14 protein-coding genes are annotated in these 16227 nt (G+C 46.2%); 7 read left to right on the top strand and 7 right to left on the bottom strand.

Annotated features, from left to right (window positions below):
* Nucleotides 1–24: 24 nt before the first annotated feature.
* The 4 genes from gorA to C1S73_RS10170 all read right to left on the bottom strand — a co-directional run bounded on the left by gorA (nucleotide 25) and on the right by C1S73_RS10170 (nucleotide 4037).
* Nucleotides 25–1380 (bottom strand): glutathione-disulfide reductase, encoded by a 1356-nt coding sequence (gene gorA / locus C1S73_RS10185; protein WP_005429991.1) that lies wholly within the window; start codon nucleotides 1378–1380, stop codon nucleotides 25–27.
* Nucleotides 1381–1637: 257 nt separating this feature from the next.
* Nucleotides 1638–2222: a glutathione S-transferase family protein gene (locus C1S73_RS10180; RefSeq protein ID WP_158654983.1), complete on the bottom strand. Its 585-nt coding sequence runs from the start codon at nucleotides 2220–2222 to the stop codon at nucleotides 1638–1640.
* A 129-nt stretch (nucleotides 2223–2351) separates the two neighbouring features.
* The gene (locus tag C1S73_RS10175; protein ID WP_170946252.1) at nucleotides 2352–3056 is read right to left on the bottom strand and encodes a glutathione S-transferase family protein; all 705 of its coding nucleotides are present in this window, start codon (nucleotides 3054–3056) and stop codon (nucleotides 2352–2354) included.
* A gap of 141 nt (nucleotides 3057–3197) precedes the next feature.
* Nucleotides 3198–4037 (bottom strand): 23S rRNA (adenine(2030)-N(6))-methyltransferase RlmJ, encoded by an 840-nt coding sequence (locus tag C1S73_RS10170; RefSeq protein WP_038869958.1) that lies wholly within the window; start codon nucleotides 4035–4037, stop codon nucleotides 3198–3200.
* Nucleotides 4038–4440: 403 nt separating this feature from the next.
* Between C1S73_RS10170 and prlC the strand changes: the two genes are divergently transcribed.
* Nucleotides 4441–6483, top strand: a complete 2043-nt coding sequence (gene prlC / locus C1S73_RS10160; protein WP_038869960.1) for an oligopeptidase A — start codon at nucleotides 4441–4443, stop codon at nucleotides 6481–6483.
* Between the two features lie 83 nt (nucleotides 6484–6566).
* On the opposite strand, the gene asnC is transcribed toward prlC, so the two are convergent.
* A complete protein-coding gene (gene asnC / locus C1S73_RS10155; protein WP_038869962.1) occupies nucleotides 6567–7031 on the bottom strand; it encodes a transcriptional regulator AsnC in 465 nt (154 codons plus the stop codon).
* A gap of 115 nt (nucleotides 7032–7146) precedes the next feature.
* Here asnC and C1S73_RS10150 point away from each other — a divergent pair, with 115 nt between their 5' ends.
* The 3 genes from C1S73_RS10150 to C1S73_RS10140 all read left to right on the top strand — a co-directional run bounded on the left by C1S73_RS10150 (nucleotide 7147) and on the right by C1S73_RS10140 (nucleotide 11956).
* On the top strand, nucleotides 7147–10272 hold the full coding sequence (locus tag C1S73_RS10150) for an EAL domain-containing protein (protein ID WP_038869963.1): 3126 nt from the start codon (nucleotides 7147–7149) through the stop codon (nucleotides 10270–10272).
* A 105-nt stretch (nucleotides 10273–10377) separates the two neighbouring features.
* A complete protein-coding gene (locus tag C1S73_RS10145) occupies nucleotides 10378–11157 on the top strand; it encodes a class I SAM-dependent methyltransferase (protein ID WP_038869965.1) in 780 nt (259 codons plus the stop codon).
* Between the two features lie 205 nt (nucleotides 11158–11362).
* The gene (locus C1S73_RS10140) at nucleotides 11363–11956 is read left to right on the top strand and encodes a hypothetical protein (RefSeq protein WP_038869967.1); all 594 of its coding nucleotides are present in this window, start codon (nucleotides 11363–11365) and stop codon (nucleotides 11954–11956) included.
* 76 nt (nucleotides 11957–12032) lie between these two features.
* Here C1S73_RS10140 and C1S73_RS10135 read toward each other — a convergent pair whose 3' ends face one another.
* Together C1S73_RS10135 and uspA are read right to left on the bottom strand one after the other, a co-directional pair.
* Nucleotides 12033–12911, bottom strand: a complete 879-nt coding sequence (locus tag C1S73_RS10135; RefSeq protein ID WP_038869969.1) for a carboxylate/amino acid/amine transporter — start codon at nucleotides 12909–12911, stop codon at nucleotides 12033–12035.
* A gap of 73 nt (nucleotides 12912–12984) precedes the next feature.
* Complete coding sequence (gene uspA / locus C1S73_RS10130) at nucleotides 12985–13410, bottom strand: universal stress protein UspA (RefSeq protein ID WP_038869971.1); 426 nt, start codon at nucleotides 13408–13410, stop codon at nucleotides 12985–12987.
* Between the two features lie 219 nt (nucleotides 13411–13629).
* Between uspA and ftnA the strand changes: the two genes are divergently transcribed.
* The 3 genes from ftnA (at nucleotide 13630) to C1S73_RS10115 (ending at nucleotide 16181) form a co-directional block, all read left to right on the top strand.
* Nucleotides 13630–14157, top strand: a complete 528-nt coding sequence (gene ftnA, locus C1S73_RS10125) for a non-heme ferritin (RefSeq protein WP_038869973.1) — start codon at nucleotides 13630–13632, stop codon at nucleotides 14155–14157.
* A gap of 90 nt (nucleotides 14158–14247) precedes the next feature.
* The gene (gene uspB / locus C1S73_RS10120; RefSeq protein WP_038869975.1) at nucleotides 14248–14571 is read left to right on the top strand and encodes a universal stress protein UspB; all 324 of its coding nucleotides are present in this window, start codon (nucleotides 14248–14250) and stop codon (nucleotides 14569–14571) included.
* A gap of 416 nt (nucleotides 14572–14987) precedes the next feature.
* Nucleotides 14988–16181: a BaiN/RdsA family NAD(P)/FAD-dependent oxidoreductase gene (locus C1S73_RS10115; RefSeq protein ID WP_038869977.1), complete on the top strand. Its 1194-nt coding sequence runs from the start codon at nucleotides 14988–14990 to the stop codon at nucleotides 16179–16181.
* The last annotated feature ends 46 nt before the right edge of the window (nucleotides 16182–16227 follow it).

Raw genomic sequence — 16227 nt, 5'->3', positions numbered from 1 at the left:
ATCAGCAAAGCGATCCACGCGTGATTAACGCATTGTCACGAACTCTTCAGAGCCTGTAGGGTGGATAGCCACAACAGAGTCGAAGTCTGCCTTGGTTGCACCCATCTTCATTGCTACACCGAAGCCTTGAATCATTTCATCAACGGTAAAGCCGATGCCGTGTAGACCAACAACCGTTTCTTCTTCGCCAGCACATACTAGCTTCATCTTACATGGTTGACGGTGCTTAGTAACCGCTGTGTACATCGCAGTGAAGCCCGACGTGTAGACTTTGATGTTGTCTTTGCCGTACTTCTCTTCTGCTTCTTGAGTCGTTAGACCGATTGTGCCGATTGGTGGGTGGCTGAATACCACAGTTGGAACCAAATCGTAGTCCATCTTCGCGTTTGGTTTGTTGTTAAACAGACGCTCAGAAAGTTGACGACCCGCTTTAACAGCCACTGGTGTTAGTTCGATACCGCCTTCCATGATGTCACCTACACAGTAGATGCCTTTCACGTTCGTTTCTTGGTATTCGTCTACCTTGATGTAGCCACGATCGTTCGTTGCAACGCCAGTTGATGCTAGGTTGATAGCGTCAGTTGCTGGGTGACGACCGATTGCCCAGATTAGGGTATCAACGTTTTGGCTCTCACCGTTTTCTAGGTGTAGAGTTAGGCTACCATCTGCTTCTTTTACCACTTCTTTTGGAACAGAGTGGGTGTGCAGAGTTGGACCTTCTGCGTCCATTACTTCTACTAGCGTTTCGATGATCATTGGATCGAAGCTACGTAGTGGTGATTCTTTACGAACGAATAGGTGCGTTTCTGTGCCAAGTGCATGCAGCACGCCAGCGATTTCTACCGCGATGTAACCTGCGCCGATCACTGCAACGCGTTTTGGTTGCTCAGCAAGCTCGAAGAAGCCGTTTGAATCGATGCCGTATTCTGCGCCAGGGATGTTTGGAATCGTTGGACGGCCACCCACTGCGATCAGGATGTGATCCGCTGTGTAGTGTTCACCGTTTACTTCAACTGTTTTCTCGTCAACGAACTTAGCAAAGCCTTTGATAACGTTTACTTTGTTGTTGCCAAGAACGCGGTCGTAAGATTGGTGGATACGACCAATGTAAGCCTGACGACTCTCAACCAGTTTGCTCCAGTCGAAACCTTTTACATCTACATCGAAGCCGTAGTCTTCTGCGTACAGGTTCATTGCTTCTGCAACTTGCGCGCCGTGCCACATCACTTTCTTTGGCACACAACCAACGTTTACACAGGTACCGCCAAGGTCTTGAGCTTCGATAAGCGCTACTTTAGCACCGTACATTGCCGCACGGTTTGCTGATGCGATACCGCCGCTGCCGCCGCCGATACAGATATAATCAAAATGAGTCGCCATTACTTTCTCCAAGAGCTTATTAATTTTGTCTGACAATAATTACATTGGGGTGGTGGGTGATGAACTCAACAGCCCAACGGAATTGTTGTTAATTCCATGTCCCTATCATAAATCGAGTCTAGCAATTTCCTAAATGGGAAAAAGTGACATTGCTTATGACAAATAGCGATGAAAGGATAGCAAAGCGGAATAAGGCGCTATTCCGCTTGGTGTTTTAGGAGTACTTTCATCGGGTTTCGAATGCTTAAACATCACGTTCAGACATTGGAAAGGAATGTATTCGAGAGATAAAAACGGTTAAAGACTTCCTCAAAATCTTCAGAAACTGTCTCCATCAACCAATCAAGTTTGATGATGTTCTCTTGCCAGCGTTTAATGTTTGGAAAGTCACGGAACATATCGTGTCCGGTTGTTGTTTCCACCAACCATGCACGATGCAATATCGGCAACCAAGCTATATCCACTCGACTGAGTTCGTCACCAAAGAAAAACACACTTGAGCCCAATTGCTTTTCCATATTAATCAGTGCTTTTTCAAAGACTCCCCAGTGCTGCTTAAACTCTGCCTCATCAACACTACGCATGGTGCTGCACTGCGGTACATATTGTTTGGAACCGTAGTTTGCCCAAGCTTCTAATAAAGCGATGTCTTCTGCGGAGCGAGGTTGGAGTAAGCCTGAATATTGCTTATCCAAATAGCTGACGATGGCATCAGCATCGAATAAGACGGTATTGTTTTCGGTGATCACAATGGGTGCTTTACCGTTTGGGGAAATGTCGAATAAGCAGTTATTGAAGTCGGCATATTCGACTTCAAACGGAATGTGCTTTGCTTTAAGCATGGCGGTGACATATTGAAAAAACGGACAAATTTTAAAACTGATGACTTTTAACATGGCAGAAACTCTGGATATTGAGAATGAATGGGGTGAGAGCTCACCCCATTGGTTTTTTTACTTTCGGCCGTTGGCTTAGCCACAACAGCTTGTTGACCCACAACCGCCTTGGGCTTGCACGTCTTTGCCGTCCGCAAGATAAGTGTTGGTTAGGTAGAAATCGCTAAACAGCTGCACGAAGTCTTCCGATACCGTCTTCTCTACCAATCCTGATTCTAGGATGTGCTTTTGCCACGCCTGCATTTTTGGCAGATCACAGAAGAAGTCGTAACCAGAGTGCGCTTTGACGATGGCAGCGCGATGCAGAAGCGGCAGCCAAGCCATGTCTACATTGCTTAGTTCATCGGATTTGAAGAACTTGGTTTCACCAGACAGTTGGTTTTCTGCTTTTTGGAACGCTTTGATCAGCTTCTCTGTACGTTCTTCAAAGGTTGCTTGGTCTTTGCTGCTCATAGTGCCGCATTGTGCCAAGTAATGTTTAGAGCCTAGGTAGCTCCAAGCTCGGTCTAGTGCGCGTTGTTCGTTTGTCACGCCTTGCTCTAACGGACCGTATTCGTCTTCGATGTATTCGATGATGGCATCAGACTCAAACAGTGCCGTGCCAGATTCTGTCACCATCACAGGCACTTGACCGTTTGGTGAGATATCTAGGAACCATTGTGGCTTGTCTTTTAGGTTGATGTATTCAATCTCGTAAGGGATCTGTTTTGCTTCTAGTGCCGCAGTTACGCGTTGAACAAATGGGCAAATTTTAAAACTGATAACTTTAAGCATGGTCATTTCTCTCTATGTTTTAGCTTGTTTACATCCCTAAGACGCAGGCAAAAAAGAAAAGACGAAGCGCAGACGAAAATTTTTAGAAAATAAAAAAGCGCAACGAGGTCATCGTTGCGCTTAAAGATTCTTGAATTCAGTGTTTTTTTATTCTGGAACGATCCAGTCAACTTTCCAGTGGCCGGTTGCTGGCGCGATCGCTTCTTGTAGGAATGGCAGAATCTCTTTCATCTGGCTTTCCAGTTTCCACGGCGGGTTTATCACGATCATACCCGATGCGGTCATGCCGCGTTCGTTGGTGTCGGGAGAGACACCAAGCTCGATTTGCAGGATTTTAGTGATCCCCAAGCCTTCTAGGCCTTCAATCATATCTTCGATATCGCAGCGGTTTACCACTGGGTACCAAATTGCGTAGATACCCGTCGCCCAACGTTTATGGCTTTGGAAAATCGCTTGTACTACGTCACGGTACTCTTTTGCGAGCTCGTATGGAGGATCAATCAGCACCAAACCACGGCGTTCTTGCGGTGGCAAACTGCCTTTCAGACGCTTAAAGCCATCTTCTTTGTAGATGCTCACTTGGCGATCGCGGTGGAACTCTTGCTCAAGCAATGGGTGATCGGCTGGGTGTAATTCAGTTAGAACCATGCGGTCTTGCGGGCGGATTTGCGCACGTGCAACGCGTGGTGAACCTGGGTAGTAACGCAGATTCTCACCGTTGTTCAATGTTTTGATTGAATCGATGTAGCTTGCAATCTCTTCAGGGATGTTTGGGTTGTCCCAAATACGTGCGATGCCTTGTTTGTATTCGCCCGTTTTCTCAGACCATTCGTGAGTCAGATCGTAACGTCCCACACCCGAGTGGGTATCGTGATAAACAAACGGCTTATCTTTCTGCTTTAGTGCATCAAGAATGAGGCTTTGAACGATGTGTTTTACCACGTCAGCATGGTTGCCAGCGTGGAAGCTGTGGCGGTAACTTAACAAATTAAACTCTCGAAACACTCTTTGACTGAGTGTGGTCTGTGATTTTTGCGCGATGACGGTATTATACTCAAGTAACTTGAAGATGTAGAACTTCGATTCAAATCAGTTGAACTGATAGAAGGATGGTATTGAAATTTCTTTAAGTCACCCATACTTAGTATGAGTAAACAAATTGAACCTAAGTCGAATTGCCATGCTCCAACAGAGTGCTTAGCTTGACTTAGGCATAACAACACTCAAGGACAGAGTAAGCTCTCTTTGGCCCCTTCGGTCATCGCAGCATAGAGAAAGGGAACGGAAATCCCCCCATCCATGTTGTTGGCTTGCCTGTGCATTGGGTGCGCTTATTTTTATGCAAATACGAATAGGCAATTACAGAGCCAAAACACAAAAGGAATTATTCATGTCTAATCCACTTCTTACGTTTACGGATCTTCCTCCGTTTTCGCAAATCAAACCAGAACATATTAAACCTGCAGTCGAGCAGGTGATTGCGGATTGTCGTGCCAAGATTGACGAGGTACTGAAAGACAACGCCAACCCAAGCTGGGTAAGTGTTATTGCGCCTATTGAAGAAGCTGATGATCGTTTGAGTCGTGTTTGGTCCCCAGTCGGCCATATGAACTCGGTCGTAAACAGTGAAGCGTTACGTGAAGCGTATGAAAGCTGTCTCCCAATTTTGTCTGAATACGGCACTTGGGTTGGTCAGCACAAAGGTCTGTACGAAGCGTATAAAGCGATCAAAGCAAGTGAAGAGTACACGACGCTGACGCGTGCACAGCAGAAGACTATTTCTGATTCACTGCGTGACTTCGAGCTTTCAGGCATCGGTTTACCATCAGACGAGCAACATCGCTACGGTGAAATTAGCAAGCGTATGTCTGAGTTGAGCTCAAAATTCTCTAACAATGTGCTGGATGCCACCATGGGATGGACTAAGCACGTTGCCGACGAAAAAGATCTTGCGGGTATGCCAGAGTCAGCGCTTGCTGCAGCGAAAGCCGCAGCAGAAGCGAAAGAGCTCGACGGCTACCTAATTACTTTAGATATCCCTTCTTACCTGCCAGTCATGACGTACTGTGACAACCAAGAACTACGTCGAGAGTTGTACGAAGCATACGTAACGCGCGCTTCTGATCGTGGCCCTAACGCAGGCAAATGGGACAACTCAGAAATCATCACAGAGCAGCTAAAACTGCGTCATGAAATCTCTCGCATGTTGGGTTTCAACACTTACAGCGAAAAGTCACTGGCAACCAAAATGGCCGAGAATCCTTCGCAGGTACTTGGCTTCCTAAACGATTTAGCGACCAAAGCGAAGCCACAAGGCGAACGTGAAGTGGAAGAATTGCGTCAGTTTTCTGAGAGTGAATTCGGTGTGACTGAGCTAAACGTATGGGACATTGCCTATTACAGCGAGAAGCAAAAGCAGCACTTGTTCCAAATCTCGGATGAAGAACTGCGTCCTTACTTCCCTGAATCAAAGGCAGTAAGTGGTTTGTTTGAAGTGCTAAACCGCGTATTCGGTATGACTGTGACTGAGCGCGAAGGTGCGGACACTTGGCACGAGTCAGTACGCTTTTTCGATATCTTTGATAGTGAAGGCACATTACGAGGCAGTTTCTACCTAGACCTTTACGCACGTGAGCACAAGCGTGGTGGTGCATGGATGGATGACTGTCGTGGTCGTCGAGTGACGCTATCTGGCGAGCTACAAACGCCGGTTGCTTACCTAACGTGTAACTTCAACCGCCCTGTAGGTGATAAGCCAGCGCTGTTTACGCACGATGAAGTGGTGACTTTGTTCCACGAGTTCGGTCACGGCATCCATCACATGCTGACGCAAGTAGAAACAGGCGCGGTATCGGGTATCAATGGTGTGCCTTGGGATGCGGTTGAGCTACCAAGTCAGTTCTTAGAAAACTGGTGTTGGGAAGAAGATGCGCTGGCGTTCATTTCTGGCCACTACGAGACTGGCGAGCCTCTACCAAAAGCGATGTTAGATAAGATGCTTGCGGCGAAGAACTTCCAGTCGGCGATGGGCATCCTACGTCAACTTGAATTCGGCTTATTCGATTTCACTCTGCACACAGAGTACGACCCAGAAGTGGGTGCTCGCGTTCTTGAAACCTTGGCAGATGTGAAGCAGAAAGTTGCGGTACTGCCTGCGGTTGAGTGGGCTCGATTCTCACACAGCTTTGGTCATATTTTTGCTGGTGGTTATAGCGCGGGTTACTACAGCTACCTATGGGCAGAAGTATTGTCTTCAGACGCGTTCTCTCGTTTCGAAGAAGAAGGTATCTTCAACAAAGAAACGGGTATGAGCTTCCTGAACAACATCTTAGAAATGGGTGGCAGTGAAGAGCCAATGGAGCTATTTAAACGCTTCCGAGGTCGTGAGCCAGAAATCGATGCACTACTGCGTCATTCCGGTATCGCAGCATAATCTCGATTGAGAATGAAAAAGGGCAGTCAAGTGGCTGCCCTTTTTATTTTTTGATTCGGCTTTTATCTTATGGATTCAGCGTCTTATGGATTTACGTTGCGATTAATTGGGTTTTGCAGCGAAATCAGGGTTTCTGTAGATTGGACTTCATCAATAGCCTGCAGCTTATCAATCAATACAAACTGTAGTTCTTCAATCGATTTGCACATCAATTTGACGAATATGTTATACGCGCCCGTGGTGTAGTAAGCTTCCACCACTTCATCGAGGGCGTTGAGTTTTTCCAACGCAGAGTGATAGTCACGTGCGGCATTGAGATTAATGCCAATAAAGCAACATACGTCATATCCTAGCTTTTTGGTGTTGACGATCACCTCAGTACCTTCGATGATGTCCGCCGCTTTCATTTTCTCGATACGAACGTGGATCGTTGCAGGGCTAACATCAAATTGTTTTGCCATTTCTGCATAAGGCGTTCGAGCATCGGCCATCAGCGTTTTTAGAATGGCACGATCAAGATCGTCGAGTTTCGGCAGCGTCGCATTCATACAATGTTTTCCGTTGGGTATGAGGTGTAAAATTCATTTTATACGCACAGCGGGCCGGATTCACAAGGTTTTAGCAGGGATAACCGCGAGGTAGCTCTGATGTCATGGAGTTGATGTGCCACTTTTTCTGTTTTTTATCGCGATGTTGTGCAGTGCGATCGTATCGGCGCAAGAGCAAAAAGTACTTGTTGTACATTCCTACCACCAAGGTTTCTTTTGGACCGACTCTGTTCAGCGCGGTTTTGCCCAGCAACTTGAAGATCACCCACTCGATATTCGAGTTTTGTACCTTGACTCTAAGCGTAGCCAAAGCCAGCAGTTCTTCAATCAACTCGAATCACTTTATCGCACCAAGCTGAGCGAAGAGCATTTCGATGCGATTGTCGTCAGTGATAACAATGCACTTGCTCTGATGCAGCGTTTGTCAGATGTATTGCAAAATACGCCAGTCATTTTTAGTGGCATCAACAATTACATTCCTACTTTGCATCAGGGACTAAAAGCCACAGGCGTGATCGAAGATATTGATTTGCTTGCCAACCTTACGCTTATCGAGCGATTACACCCACAGCATAAGCAGATTCTTGTCGTTAGTGATCATTCGGTCACTGGATTAGCGCTTCGAGCTCAAATAGAAGAATTTCTTGATAAAAACCCGCAATATCGCGACAAAGTTCGTCATCTTGTTCCTGACAATGTCGATATGTTGAAACAGGAAGTTTCGCGACTGAACATTGAGAATGTGGTGCTATTTTGGACTTACTACCGCGATATTAATGGCAATGTTGCCACGGACAAGGATTGGCGAGACATCAATCAAGCATCGAACGCGCCTTTATTTATGGTGCACGATATTGGGTTGGGTCATGGTGCTGTGGGTGGTGTGATTCAAAGTGGTTATCGTCAAGGTTTTGAGGCGGCAAAGTTATTGGCCTATGTGCTGGGTAACCCAACGCAGCCGTTGCCAGCGGTAGTGCGCGCGGAATCGGACATTAAACTCGATTACCAATCGGTCGTTCGCTGGGGATTGGGGGCTGAACAAGAGGCATCGTCGGTGTTCTTCAATAAGCCCGCAGAATTTACCGAGCGCTACGCAAAAGAGATCAAATTATTTGGTAGCCTATTTATCGTCATGGTGATGGTGATTGTGCTGCTGAGTTACTACTTGCAGCGTATTCGCCGTAGCGAGAGCATTGCCCGTGAAAGCCAAGCGATTTTGGAGTCGGTATTCGACCAGAGCATGCAGTATATGGGGATTCTCGACCACCATGGTTTGCTCAACTCGGGCAACGATCGTCTGCAGTCTTTGCTTTATCATCAGGATATACGTCTCGATCGTCCACTTTGGCATCATAAAAGCTGGAGTGAAGAAGCACGTCAGTTGCTCGCCAACTATTTTCAGTCTCAGAATCGTAATGTGGCGACCTTTGAAGCTGAAATTTGGAGCACAGAACATGGCGCGATGGTACTGGAAGTGTCGTTAAAGCCGTTTTCTCAACAAGTGGGTGACCAAGAACAATACTTGTTTGAAGCGCGTGATATCACTAGCCGAAAAGCAATGGAAGACAAGCTTTATCAGCGTGAGTCGAGCTTGCGTAGTTACTACGAACAGCAACCTGTGATGATGGTGACATTAGATAATAATAATCGGATTCAAGAGGTGAACCGCTTTGCTCAGCAGCTTTTAGGTTATCAACCGTTGGATATGCTGGGTCATCACTTGTGTGCATTCTACTCTGACGAAAAAGCACTGTACCCCCGCCAAGTGCTACTTCAACCACAGCAAGTGATGCATGGGGTTTGGCGTCGTGAAATTGAGTATCGTCATGCCGATGGTCATTCTGTTTGGGTTCGTGAAAATATCCGTCCATTGAGGGATTCTGACCAATTGCTGATCGTCGGTGAAGACATTACGGAAACCAAAAAGCTTGCTAAACAACTGGAATATCAAGCAAGTTACGATCTGCTGACTGATACCTACAACCGCAACTATTTTGAACTCGAACTGCAAACGGCGTTACGAGAAGTGGAAAGCCATCGTCGTGTGCATGCCATGCTTTATCTCGACCTCGATCAGTTAAAAGTCTTGAACGATACGGTGGGACATGACGCAGGCGATGCGGCCATTCAGTTTTGCGCTAGCATGCTTGAAGAAGTGCTGCCTCATAACGCGGTGCTTGCGCGCATGGGCGGTGATGAATTTGCCGTATTGCTCAAGGATTGCGATGAATATGGCGCGATCAGCGTTGCTAAACACATTATCTCAACATTAAGCGAGCAGCTATTTCGTTGGGAAGACACGCGTTTGTTCATGAGTTGCTCGGTGGGCATTCGTATTATTGACCACACCGCCGAGACACCACAAATGGTTCACGCTCAGGCAGACTCTGCGTGTCACGTCGCCAAAGAGCAGGGTCGTAATCGCTATAACCTGTTCAGTTTAGACAATGAAGAGCTGCAGCGTCGCCAGCTCGAAATGCAGAGCGTTAACTTAGTGCATGAGGCATTGTCGAATAAGCGTTTGGAACTGTTTGCTCAGCAAATACTGAATTTGCGTGGTGAAGGTTCGCCGCTGTGCTTTGAGATTCTAGTACGTATCCGTGATGCTCAAGGCAACTACTTGTCTCCAGGTATTTTTATGCCAGCTTCAGAGCGCTACAACATCGCGCACTGGATTGATAAGCAAGTTATCACCCAAACACTTGAGTGGTTTGAGGCGCGTCCCGAGGTGGTGGAAAAGCTCGGTCGCTGCGCGATTAACTTGTCCGGCCAATCGATGGGTAATCAAGAGTTTATCGACTTCTTATTGGAGCGTTTGCAGCTGTCTTCTATTCCTTGTGAGAAGATTTGTTTAGAGATCACCGAGACCGCTGCGATGAGCAATATTGATCAAGCGCTTGGCTTCTTCACTCGGGTTAAAGCGTTGGGATGCTTGATTGCATTGGACGATTTTGGTTCTGGTCTGTCTTCTTTTGGCTACTTGAAGCAACTTCCTGTCGATATCGTGAAAATTGATGGTCTTTTCGTGCGAGATATCAACACGAACGAAATGGATCGCGTCATGGTGCGCTCGATTAACGACCTTGCGAAGCAATTAGGTAAGGTCACAGTTGCTGAGTTTGTGGAAAACGACCAAATTACCGAACACTTAAAAGCACTGGGTGTGGATTACGGACAAGGCTATACGATTGGTCACCCTCAGCCATTGGCTGAATTGGTCGAAGCACTTCAACCACTTTAAACGGACGACACTATTCTCTACCTAGATTGTCCTCAACCTAGCAATTGGAGGCGGGTTGGGTATACACTCAGCGCCAGTTAAACCGATTTTTACTGGAGCCTCCTTTTGCAACTGCAATTGATTTGTGAAGACCCATCTCAACAGTCTCACCTTGATGAACTCGCTGCGCGTTGGCAGCTTTCTCACACAGACGACAGTGACTTTGCTTTAGTTCTAACGACAGATCGTTTAGAGCTACGTAAAGTGGACGAGCCAAAGCTGGGTGCGATCTTTGTTGATTTGATTGGTGGTGCAGTGGGGCATCGCCGTAAGTTCGGTGGCGGTAAAGGGCAAGCGATCGCAAAAGCGGCGGGTCTAAATAAAGGAGCAACACCAACCATTCTAGATGGCACGGCCGGCTTGGGTCGTGATGCATTCGTTTTGGCGTCATTAGGTTGCAAAGTCCAAATGGTGGAACGTCACCCTGTCGTAGCAGCGTTGCTGGATGATGGTTTGGCTCGCGCGAAGCACGATCCAGAAATTGGTGCTTGGGTGTCAGAGCGTATGTCGCTGATCCACGCTTCTAGTCATGACGCCCTCGACCAATTAGCGCAAGACAAAGACTTCGTGCAGCCAGATGTAGTCTACCTTGATCCAATGTACCCTCATCCTGAGAACAAAAAGAAATCGGCACTCGTGAAGAAAGAGATGCGTGTGTTTCAATCGTTGGTGGGTGCCGACCTTGATGCAGATGGCTTGCTGGCACCAGCAATGGCATTGGCGAGCAAACGTGTGGTGGTGAAGCGCCCTGATTACGCCAACTGGTTAGATGAACAAAAACCAAGCATGGCGATTGAGACTAAAAAGAATCGTTTCGATGTCTATGTGAAGGCGTCTATGGCGTAATTCAACTAAACGACTGACAATAAAAAACTTCTTGTTACAGCGCCCGATTTGGCGCTGTATTTGTATCTGGCGTTTGCTCAGCTTATTGATACTTTTCTCTTGCTAATTCGGCACTCTGACTGTATATCTAACTAAGAATTATTATTATTACACTTTGTTTGATGCAGTCGCTGATAGTCAGAAACTAGATAGCTGGAGTAGTAGCATGGCGAAACGTTTATGTAAGATGAGCCGAAAGCAAATCGCTGAAAGTTTGGGTGATATTCACCGCTTGGTGGTTGCGCCTAAATTCGTTTGTCGTTCTTGTGCCCGCTCTTCTGCATCAAAAGATTCTTTGTGTAAGCCTGCTGCGATTCCTCCTCAGAGTTGCCAAGATAAACCAATTGTCGAACAACAAGCTTGTGGGTTATTGGCAGAAGCGTTGCCAAGTCATTCTCTTGCTCAAGAGGCACCTATTATGATGACGGCTGAGCAAAATATTGAAAAAGCGGCGATCGTTAAGCGCGTAGTGGAACGAGTTAAAGAGAAAAAATTGGCAGCGAAAGTAGCAGCCGCAACTACCCAGCTAGAGACGCCAGCTATGTTTGATTTGTCAGATAAAAAAGCGCTGAAAAAGGCGAAGAAAGCGGTTAAGAAACACTATAAGCAGCAAAAGAAGTTGCTTAAGTTAGCCAAAAAGCAGCAAAAATTGCTCAAACGTCAGCGCAAGCTTGAAGCGCGTAATGCCAAACTAGAAGTATTGTTACCAACGCCATCCACTGCGTTGATGAGTGCAAGCTCGCAAGCCAAAATGCATTAATCGAATCAACAAATAAAAAACGCTCTCCAGTTGGAGAGCGTTTTTTATTGTTGGAATGTTTGTTGGGATCGATGTGTTACTTATTGGCGTAACTCATCTCTACGCGCTTCTTCACCCAAGTCTCGTTAATCCACAGCGACAGCATGATGATCGCGCCGCCAATGGCGAGTCGCATTACATCAACATCACGGTTCCAAATGACAATGTTCACTATCAAACCTGCTGGAACTAACGCATTGTTCATTACCGCAAGTGCACCTGCGTTGACCATGGTTGCCCCTTTGTTCCACGCAAAGTAACCAAAGCCTGATGCAATCAAACCAAGGTAAGTCAAAATGCCCCATTGCGTTGCTGTTGTCGGCATCTTGTCTAAGTTGCCCATCAAAGCAAAGGCGACGGTCGCTACGCACAATGCCCCTAAATAGAAGTAACCAAATACTGTGTGCTGTGGCAATTCCACAGGTTCGGTTTCCATAATGTATTTATAACCTACCTGGCCAATAGCAAAGCACAAATTGGCGCCCTGTACGACCAAGAAGCCGATCAAGAAGTTCTCATTGATGCCTGCAAATTTAATCCACGCAGCGCCCAGTACTGCAATTGCTGCTGTGACCAAATACCAAGGCGAGAAACGGCCTTTCAAAAAGTCATAAATCAAGGTGACGTAAATAGGGGTAAATACGGTGAACAACAGCACTTCTGGTACAGAAAGGAGTAAGAAAGATTGGTAGTAGAAGCAATACATTAACCCGAGTTGGAAGCCACCAACGATCATCAATTTCGCGATCAGAGATTTGCTTACGCCACGGAATTTTAAGAAAGGTATGAACACGACGCTCGCCAGTGCGACACGCATGAAGACAGAAAACCAAGAATCGACCTGACCGGCAAGGTAAACGCCGATCAGGCTAAATGAGAATGCCCAAAGTAGGGTAACTGCGGATAGATAAGCCATAATAGATGAGAATCTTTATCAACAACAAAGGTGCCCGCAGTCTAACCAAGTTTTATCGTTGCGCCAATCCAAATTAGTCTTTTAGCGGTACGACCAGCATATCGACAGGCGAGCAGTTAATAAGTTGACGCGTCGAGGACAGAATCTTGCTCCAGAAATCTTGGTGGTGCCCACAAACGACCAAATCGATGTTGTAGTCTTGAATGGTATCGCACAGCTCATTATTCAGATCCCCACTACCCACTAAAGTATGCGTAATTGGGTATTCTGCGAACTCTTCAAAATTGGCCAGCTGTGTACGGGATGCTTCCATCGCTTGATGTTGTGCCTCGGCCATATTGATATCGATAAGACCCGTGTAAAGCTCGGCGTAATTCACATCGATATGAATGAAAGAGACTTTCGCATCAAGAGGCTTAGCCAGTGATACGGCTTTCTTAATCAATACTTTACTGTCGTCTGAAAGGTCGACTGCCACAAGTATGTGTTTATAACTCATATTGATATCTCCTTGATAAGGTCATAGTGTCAGATTAGCACTAAGTGTCAGATAATTTTGCTGAAGTGATCTCATATCAATATCGTGGGTACAAACTCTTGCCTCAGTAATCATGTTATAGTGGGTTATACCCAAGTGACTTTAGACCAATCATCCTCGCTGAGCCTGCTCAGCTCGAGGTTACTTGGGTATATTGCATGCACATTAATAGGAGTTAACATGCTGTCTCAAACTATGGTTGAACAATTGAATGAGCAAATTAACCTAGAATTTTTCTCATCCAATCTATACTTACAAATGAGTGCTTGGTGTGAAGACAAAGGTTTTGAAGGTGCGGCTGAATTTTTACGTGCACACGCCGTAGAAGAAATGGAGCACATGCAACGTCTTTTCACTTATGTAAGCGAAACCGGCTCAATGCCAATCCTAGGTGCAATTGAAGCTCCTAAGCATGATTTCGCAAGCCTAGGCGATGTTTTCCGTGAAACCTACGAACATGAGCAAATGATCACGGAAAGAATCAACAAATTGGCGCATGTTGCATTTACAAGCCAAGACTACTCAACGTTTAACTTCCTGCAGTGGTACGTGGCTGAACAGCACGAAGAAGAGAAGTTGTTTAAAGGGATTTTAGATAAGATCGAATTGGTAGGTGAAGACGGTAAAGCATTGTTCTTCATTGACAAAGATCTGGCACAAATGGCAAAAGAAGGTTCATCTTCAATTATGGATGCTCCAGCTGCGTAACGCGTTCTCAACGCGCTAAGTAGCGGGTAAAGGACGAAGCATTGATCGTCTTTTTCTCTTGAGCATCATTGAAGGTGTAGGGAGGAAAAGATGATCAGTGGAGACACAATCTTATTTGCGCTAATGGTGGTGACGGGAGTTAATATGGTCCGTTATCTCACCGCTCTTCGTTCTCTTATTTACATCATGCGTGAAGCGCATCCTTTGCTTTATCAGCAGGTGGATGGCAATGGATTTTTCACCACCCATGGCAATGTCACTAAACAAGTGAGGTTGTTCCATTACATAAAAAGTAAAGAGTACGACCATCATCATGACGAAGTCTTTACTGGCAAGTGTGAAAGGGTTCGCGGATTATTCATTTTATCGACCGCTTTACTCGGTGTGACCCTACTGGGGGCCTTTATTCTCTAGGTCATCAAGCAGTGCTTGGAATTTAAGCGCTTTTCCCATTCAACATTTGTCGTTAGAATAGCGCCCGCAGAAAGCAAGGATGTGCAATGAGCACATCCTTTTTTATTTGTGGACTTATATACCCAAGTGACTTCAAGATGCAGAGTTCAGAGCATTGTCATTGATTTGACTTCAAGGAAAACAACGCAGCGTAATAGCCAGCTCTTTCCAAGTTGTTTGACGTAGAAATCGGGTCAATGACACGCTCCCGAAGGGCGAGTTGCCTTGGTTTGTATACTTTGTTGTCGATTTTTGATTTAGACCCACTAAACCTTTAAATCGCCGCCGCGTTTACAAACCAAGTCACCCTCGCTGAACCAAGCATCTCGAGGTTACTTGGGTATAAACCAATTTAAATAAGTAATTGAGCGTTATCAATGAGTAAGAAATTTGATGTTGTTGTAATTGGCGCAGGTGCGGCAGGTTTGATGTGTGCGGCAGAAGCCGGCAAACGTGGACGCAATGTGCTCGTACTGGATCATGCAAAAAAGCCAGGACGTAAAATCCTTATCTCAGGTGGTGGTCGTTGTAACTTCACTAACTACGACGTCTCAGCGAGCAACTACTTATGTCAAAACCCACATTTCGTGAAATCGGCGCTATCGCAGTACACCAACTGGGACTTTATCTCGATGGTCAGCAAGCATGGCATCGAGTTTGAAGAGCGCGATCACGGACAGCTGTTCTGTGTTGATGCATTTACCGCAAAAGACATCGTTAAGATGCTACTGGCAGAATGCGACATGCCAAATATTCAGCAGCGTTACCAATGTGATGTACATTCAATTGAGAAAACCGACGCGGGCTTTCGTCTACATGCCGGTACTGAAAACATCGAGTGTGAATCTTTAGTGGTGGCAACAGGCGGCCTGTCGATGCCTAAGCTTGGCGCGACGCCATTTGGCTACAAGATTGCTGAGCAGTTTGAGCTTCCGGTGATTACGACTACGGCAGGTCTAGTACCGTTTACGCTGCATAAAGAAGACAAAGAAGATTTTGCTGAGCTATCGGGCATTGCGATTCCAGCAGAAATCACCGCGCAAGACGGCACCATGTTCAAAGAAGCGTTGCTGTTTACCCACCGCGGCTTGTCGGGCCCTTCGGTACTACAAATCTCTTCGTTCTGGAGAGCGGGTCAAAAGGTGACGATTAACCTCGTTCCAAACGACGACATCGCTGAACTACTAGAACGCAGTCGCGAGAAGCATCCGAACCAATCCCTAAAGAACACGCTAGCAAAAGTGCTACCAAAACGTTTGGTTGAAGTGTTGATTGAACGTAAAGAATTAGCAGACAAACCACTTAAGCAGTTCAACCAGAAAGATATGACGACCATCGTTGAGCGTTTAGAGAGCTGGGCAGTAGCACCAAACGGCACGGAAGGTTACCGCACTGCAGAAGTGACCCTAGGCGGCGTAGATACTGATCACCTGTCTTCAAAAACCATGGAATGTAAGAACATCAAAGGCTTGTACTTCATCGGTGAAGTGATGGACGTAACCGGCTGGTTAGGTGGCTATAACTTCCAATGGTGTTGGTCGAGCGGCTTTGTCGCTGGGCAGTGGGTGTAGTTAACAATTTATACGCAACAGCGATGGGCTCATAATGAAGACCATC

This window comes from Vibrio jasicida 090810c (genome assembly GCF_002887615.1).
Classification (GTDB): Bacteria; Pseudomonadota; Gammaproteobacteria; order Enterobacterales; family Vibrionaceae; genus Vibrio; species Vibrio jasicida.
The sequence above is the reverse complement of the archived record's forward strand: the minus strand, read 5'-3'. Positions and strand labels throughout refer to the sequence as shown.

What these genes read in the sequence shown, in the direction of transcription:
- C1S73_RS10115 (WP_038869977.1), top strand. Translation starts at nt 14,988, where the DNA reads ATGAGTAAGAAATTTGATGTTGTTGTAATTGGCGCAGGTGCGGCAGGT.
- asnC (WP_038869962.1), bottom strand. Translation starts at nt 7,031, where the DNA reads ATGAATGCGACGCTGCCGAAACTCGACGATCTTGATCGTGCCATTCTA.
- C1S73_RS10175 (WP_170946252.1), bottom strand. Translation starts at nt 3,056, where the DNA reads ATGACCATGCTTAAAGTTATCAGTTTTAAAATTTGCCCATTTGTTCAA.
- C1S73_RS10180 (WP_158654983.1), bottom strand. Translation starts at nt 2,222, where the DNA reads ATGCTTAAAGCAAAGCACATTCCGTTTGAAGTCGAATATGCCGACTTC.
- ftnA (WP_038869973.1), top strand. Translation starts at nt 13,630, where the DNA reads ATGCTGTCTCAAACTATGGTTGAACAATTGAATGAGCAAATTAACCTA.
- C1S73_RS10140 (WP_038869967.1), top strand. Translation starts at nt 11,363, where the DNA reads ATGGCGAAACGTTTATGTAAGATGAGCCGAAAGCAAATCGCTGAAAGT.
- gorA (WP_005429991.1), bottom strand. Translation starts at nt 1,380, where the DNA reads ATGGCGACTCATTTTGATTATATCTGTATCGGCGGCGGCAGCGGCGGT.
- uspA (WP_038869971.1), bottom strand. Translation starts at nt 13,410, where the DNA reads ATGAGTTATAAACACATACTTGTGGCAGTCGACCTTTCAGACGACAGT.
- uspB (WP_038869975.1), top strand. Translation starts at nt 14,248, where the DNA reads ATGATCAGTGGAGACACAATCTTATTTGCGCTAATGGTGGTGACGGGA.
- C1S73_RS10135 (WP_038869969.1), bottom strand. Translation starts at nt 12,911, where the DNA reads ATGGCTTATCTATCCGCAGTTACCCTACTTTGGGCATTCTCATTTAGC.
- prlC (WP_038869960.1), top strand. Translation starts at nt 4,441, where the DNA reads ATGTCTAATCCACTTCTTACGTTTACGGATCTTCCTCCGTTTTCGCAA.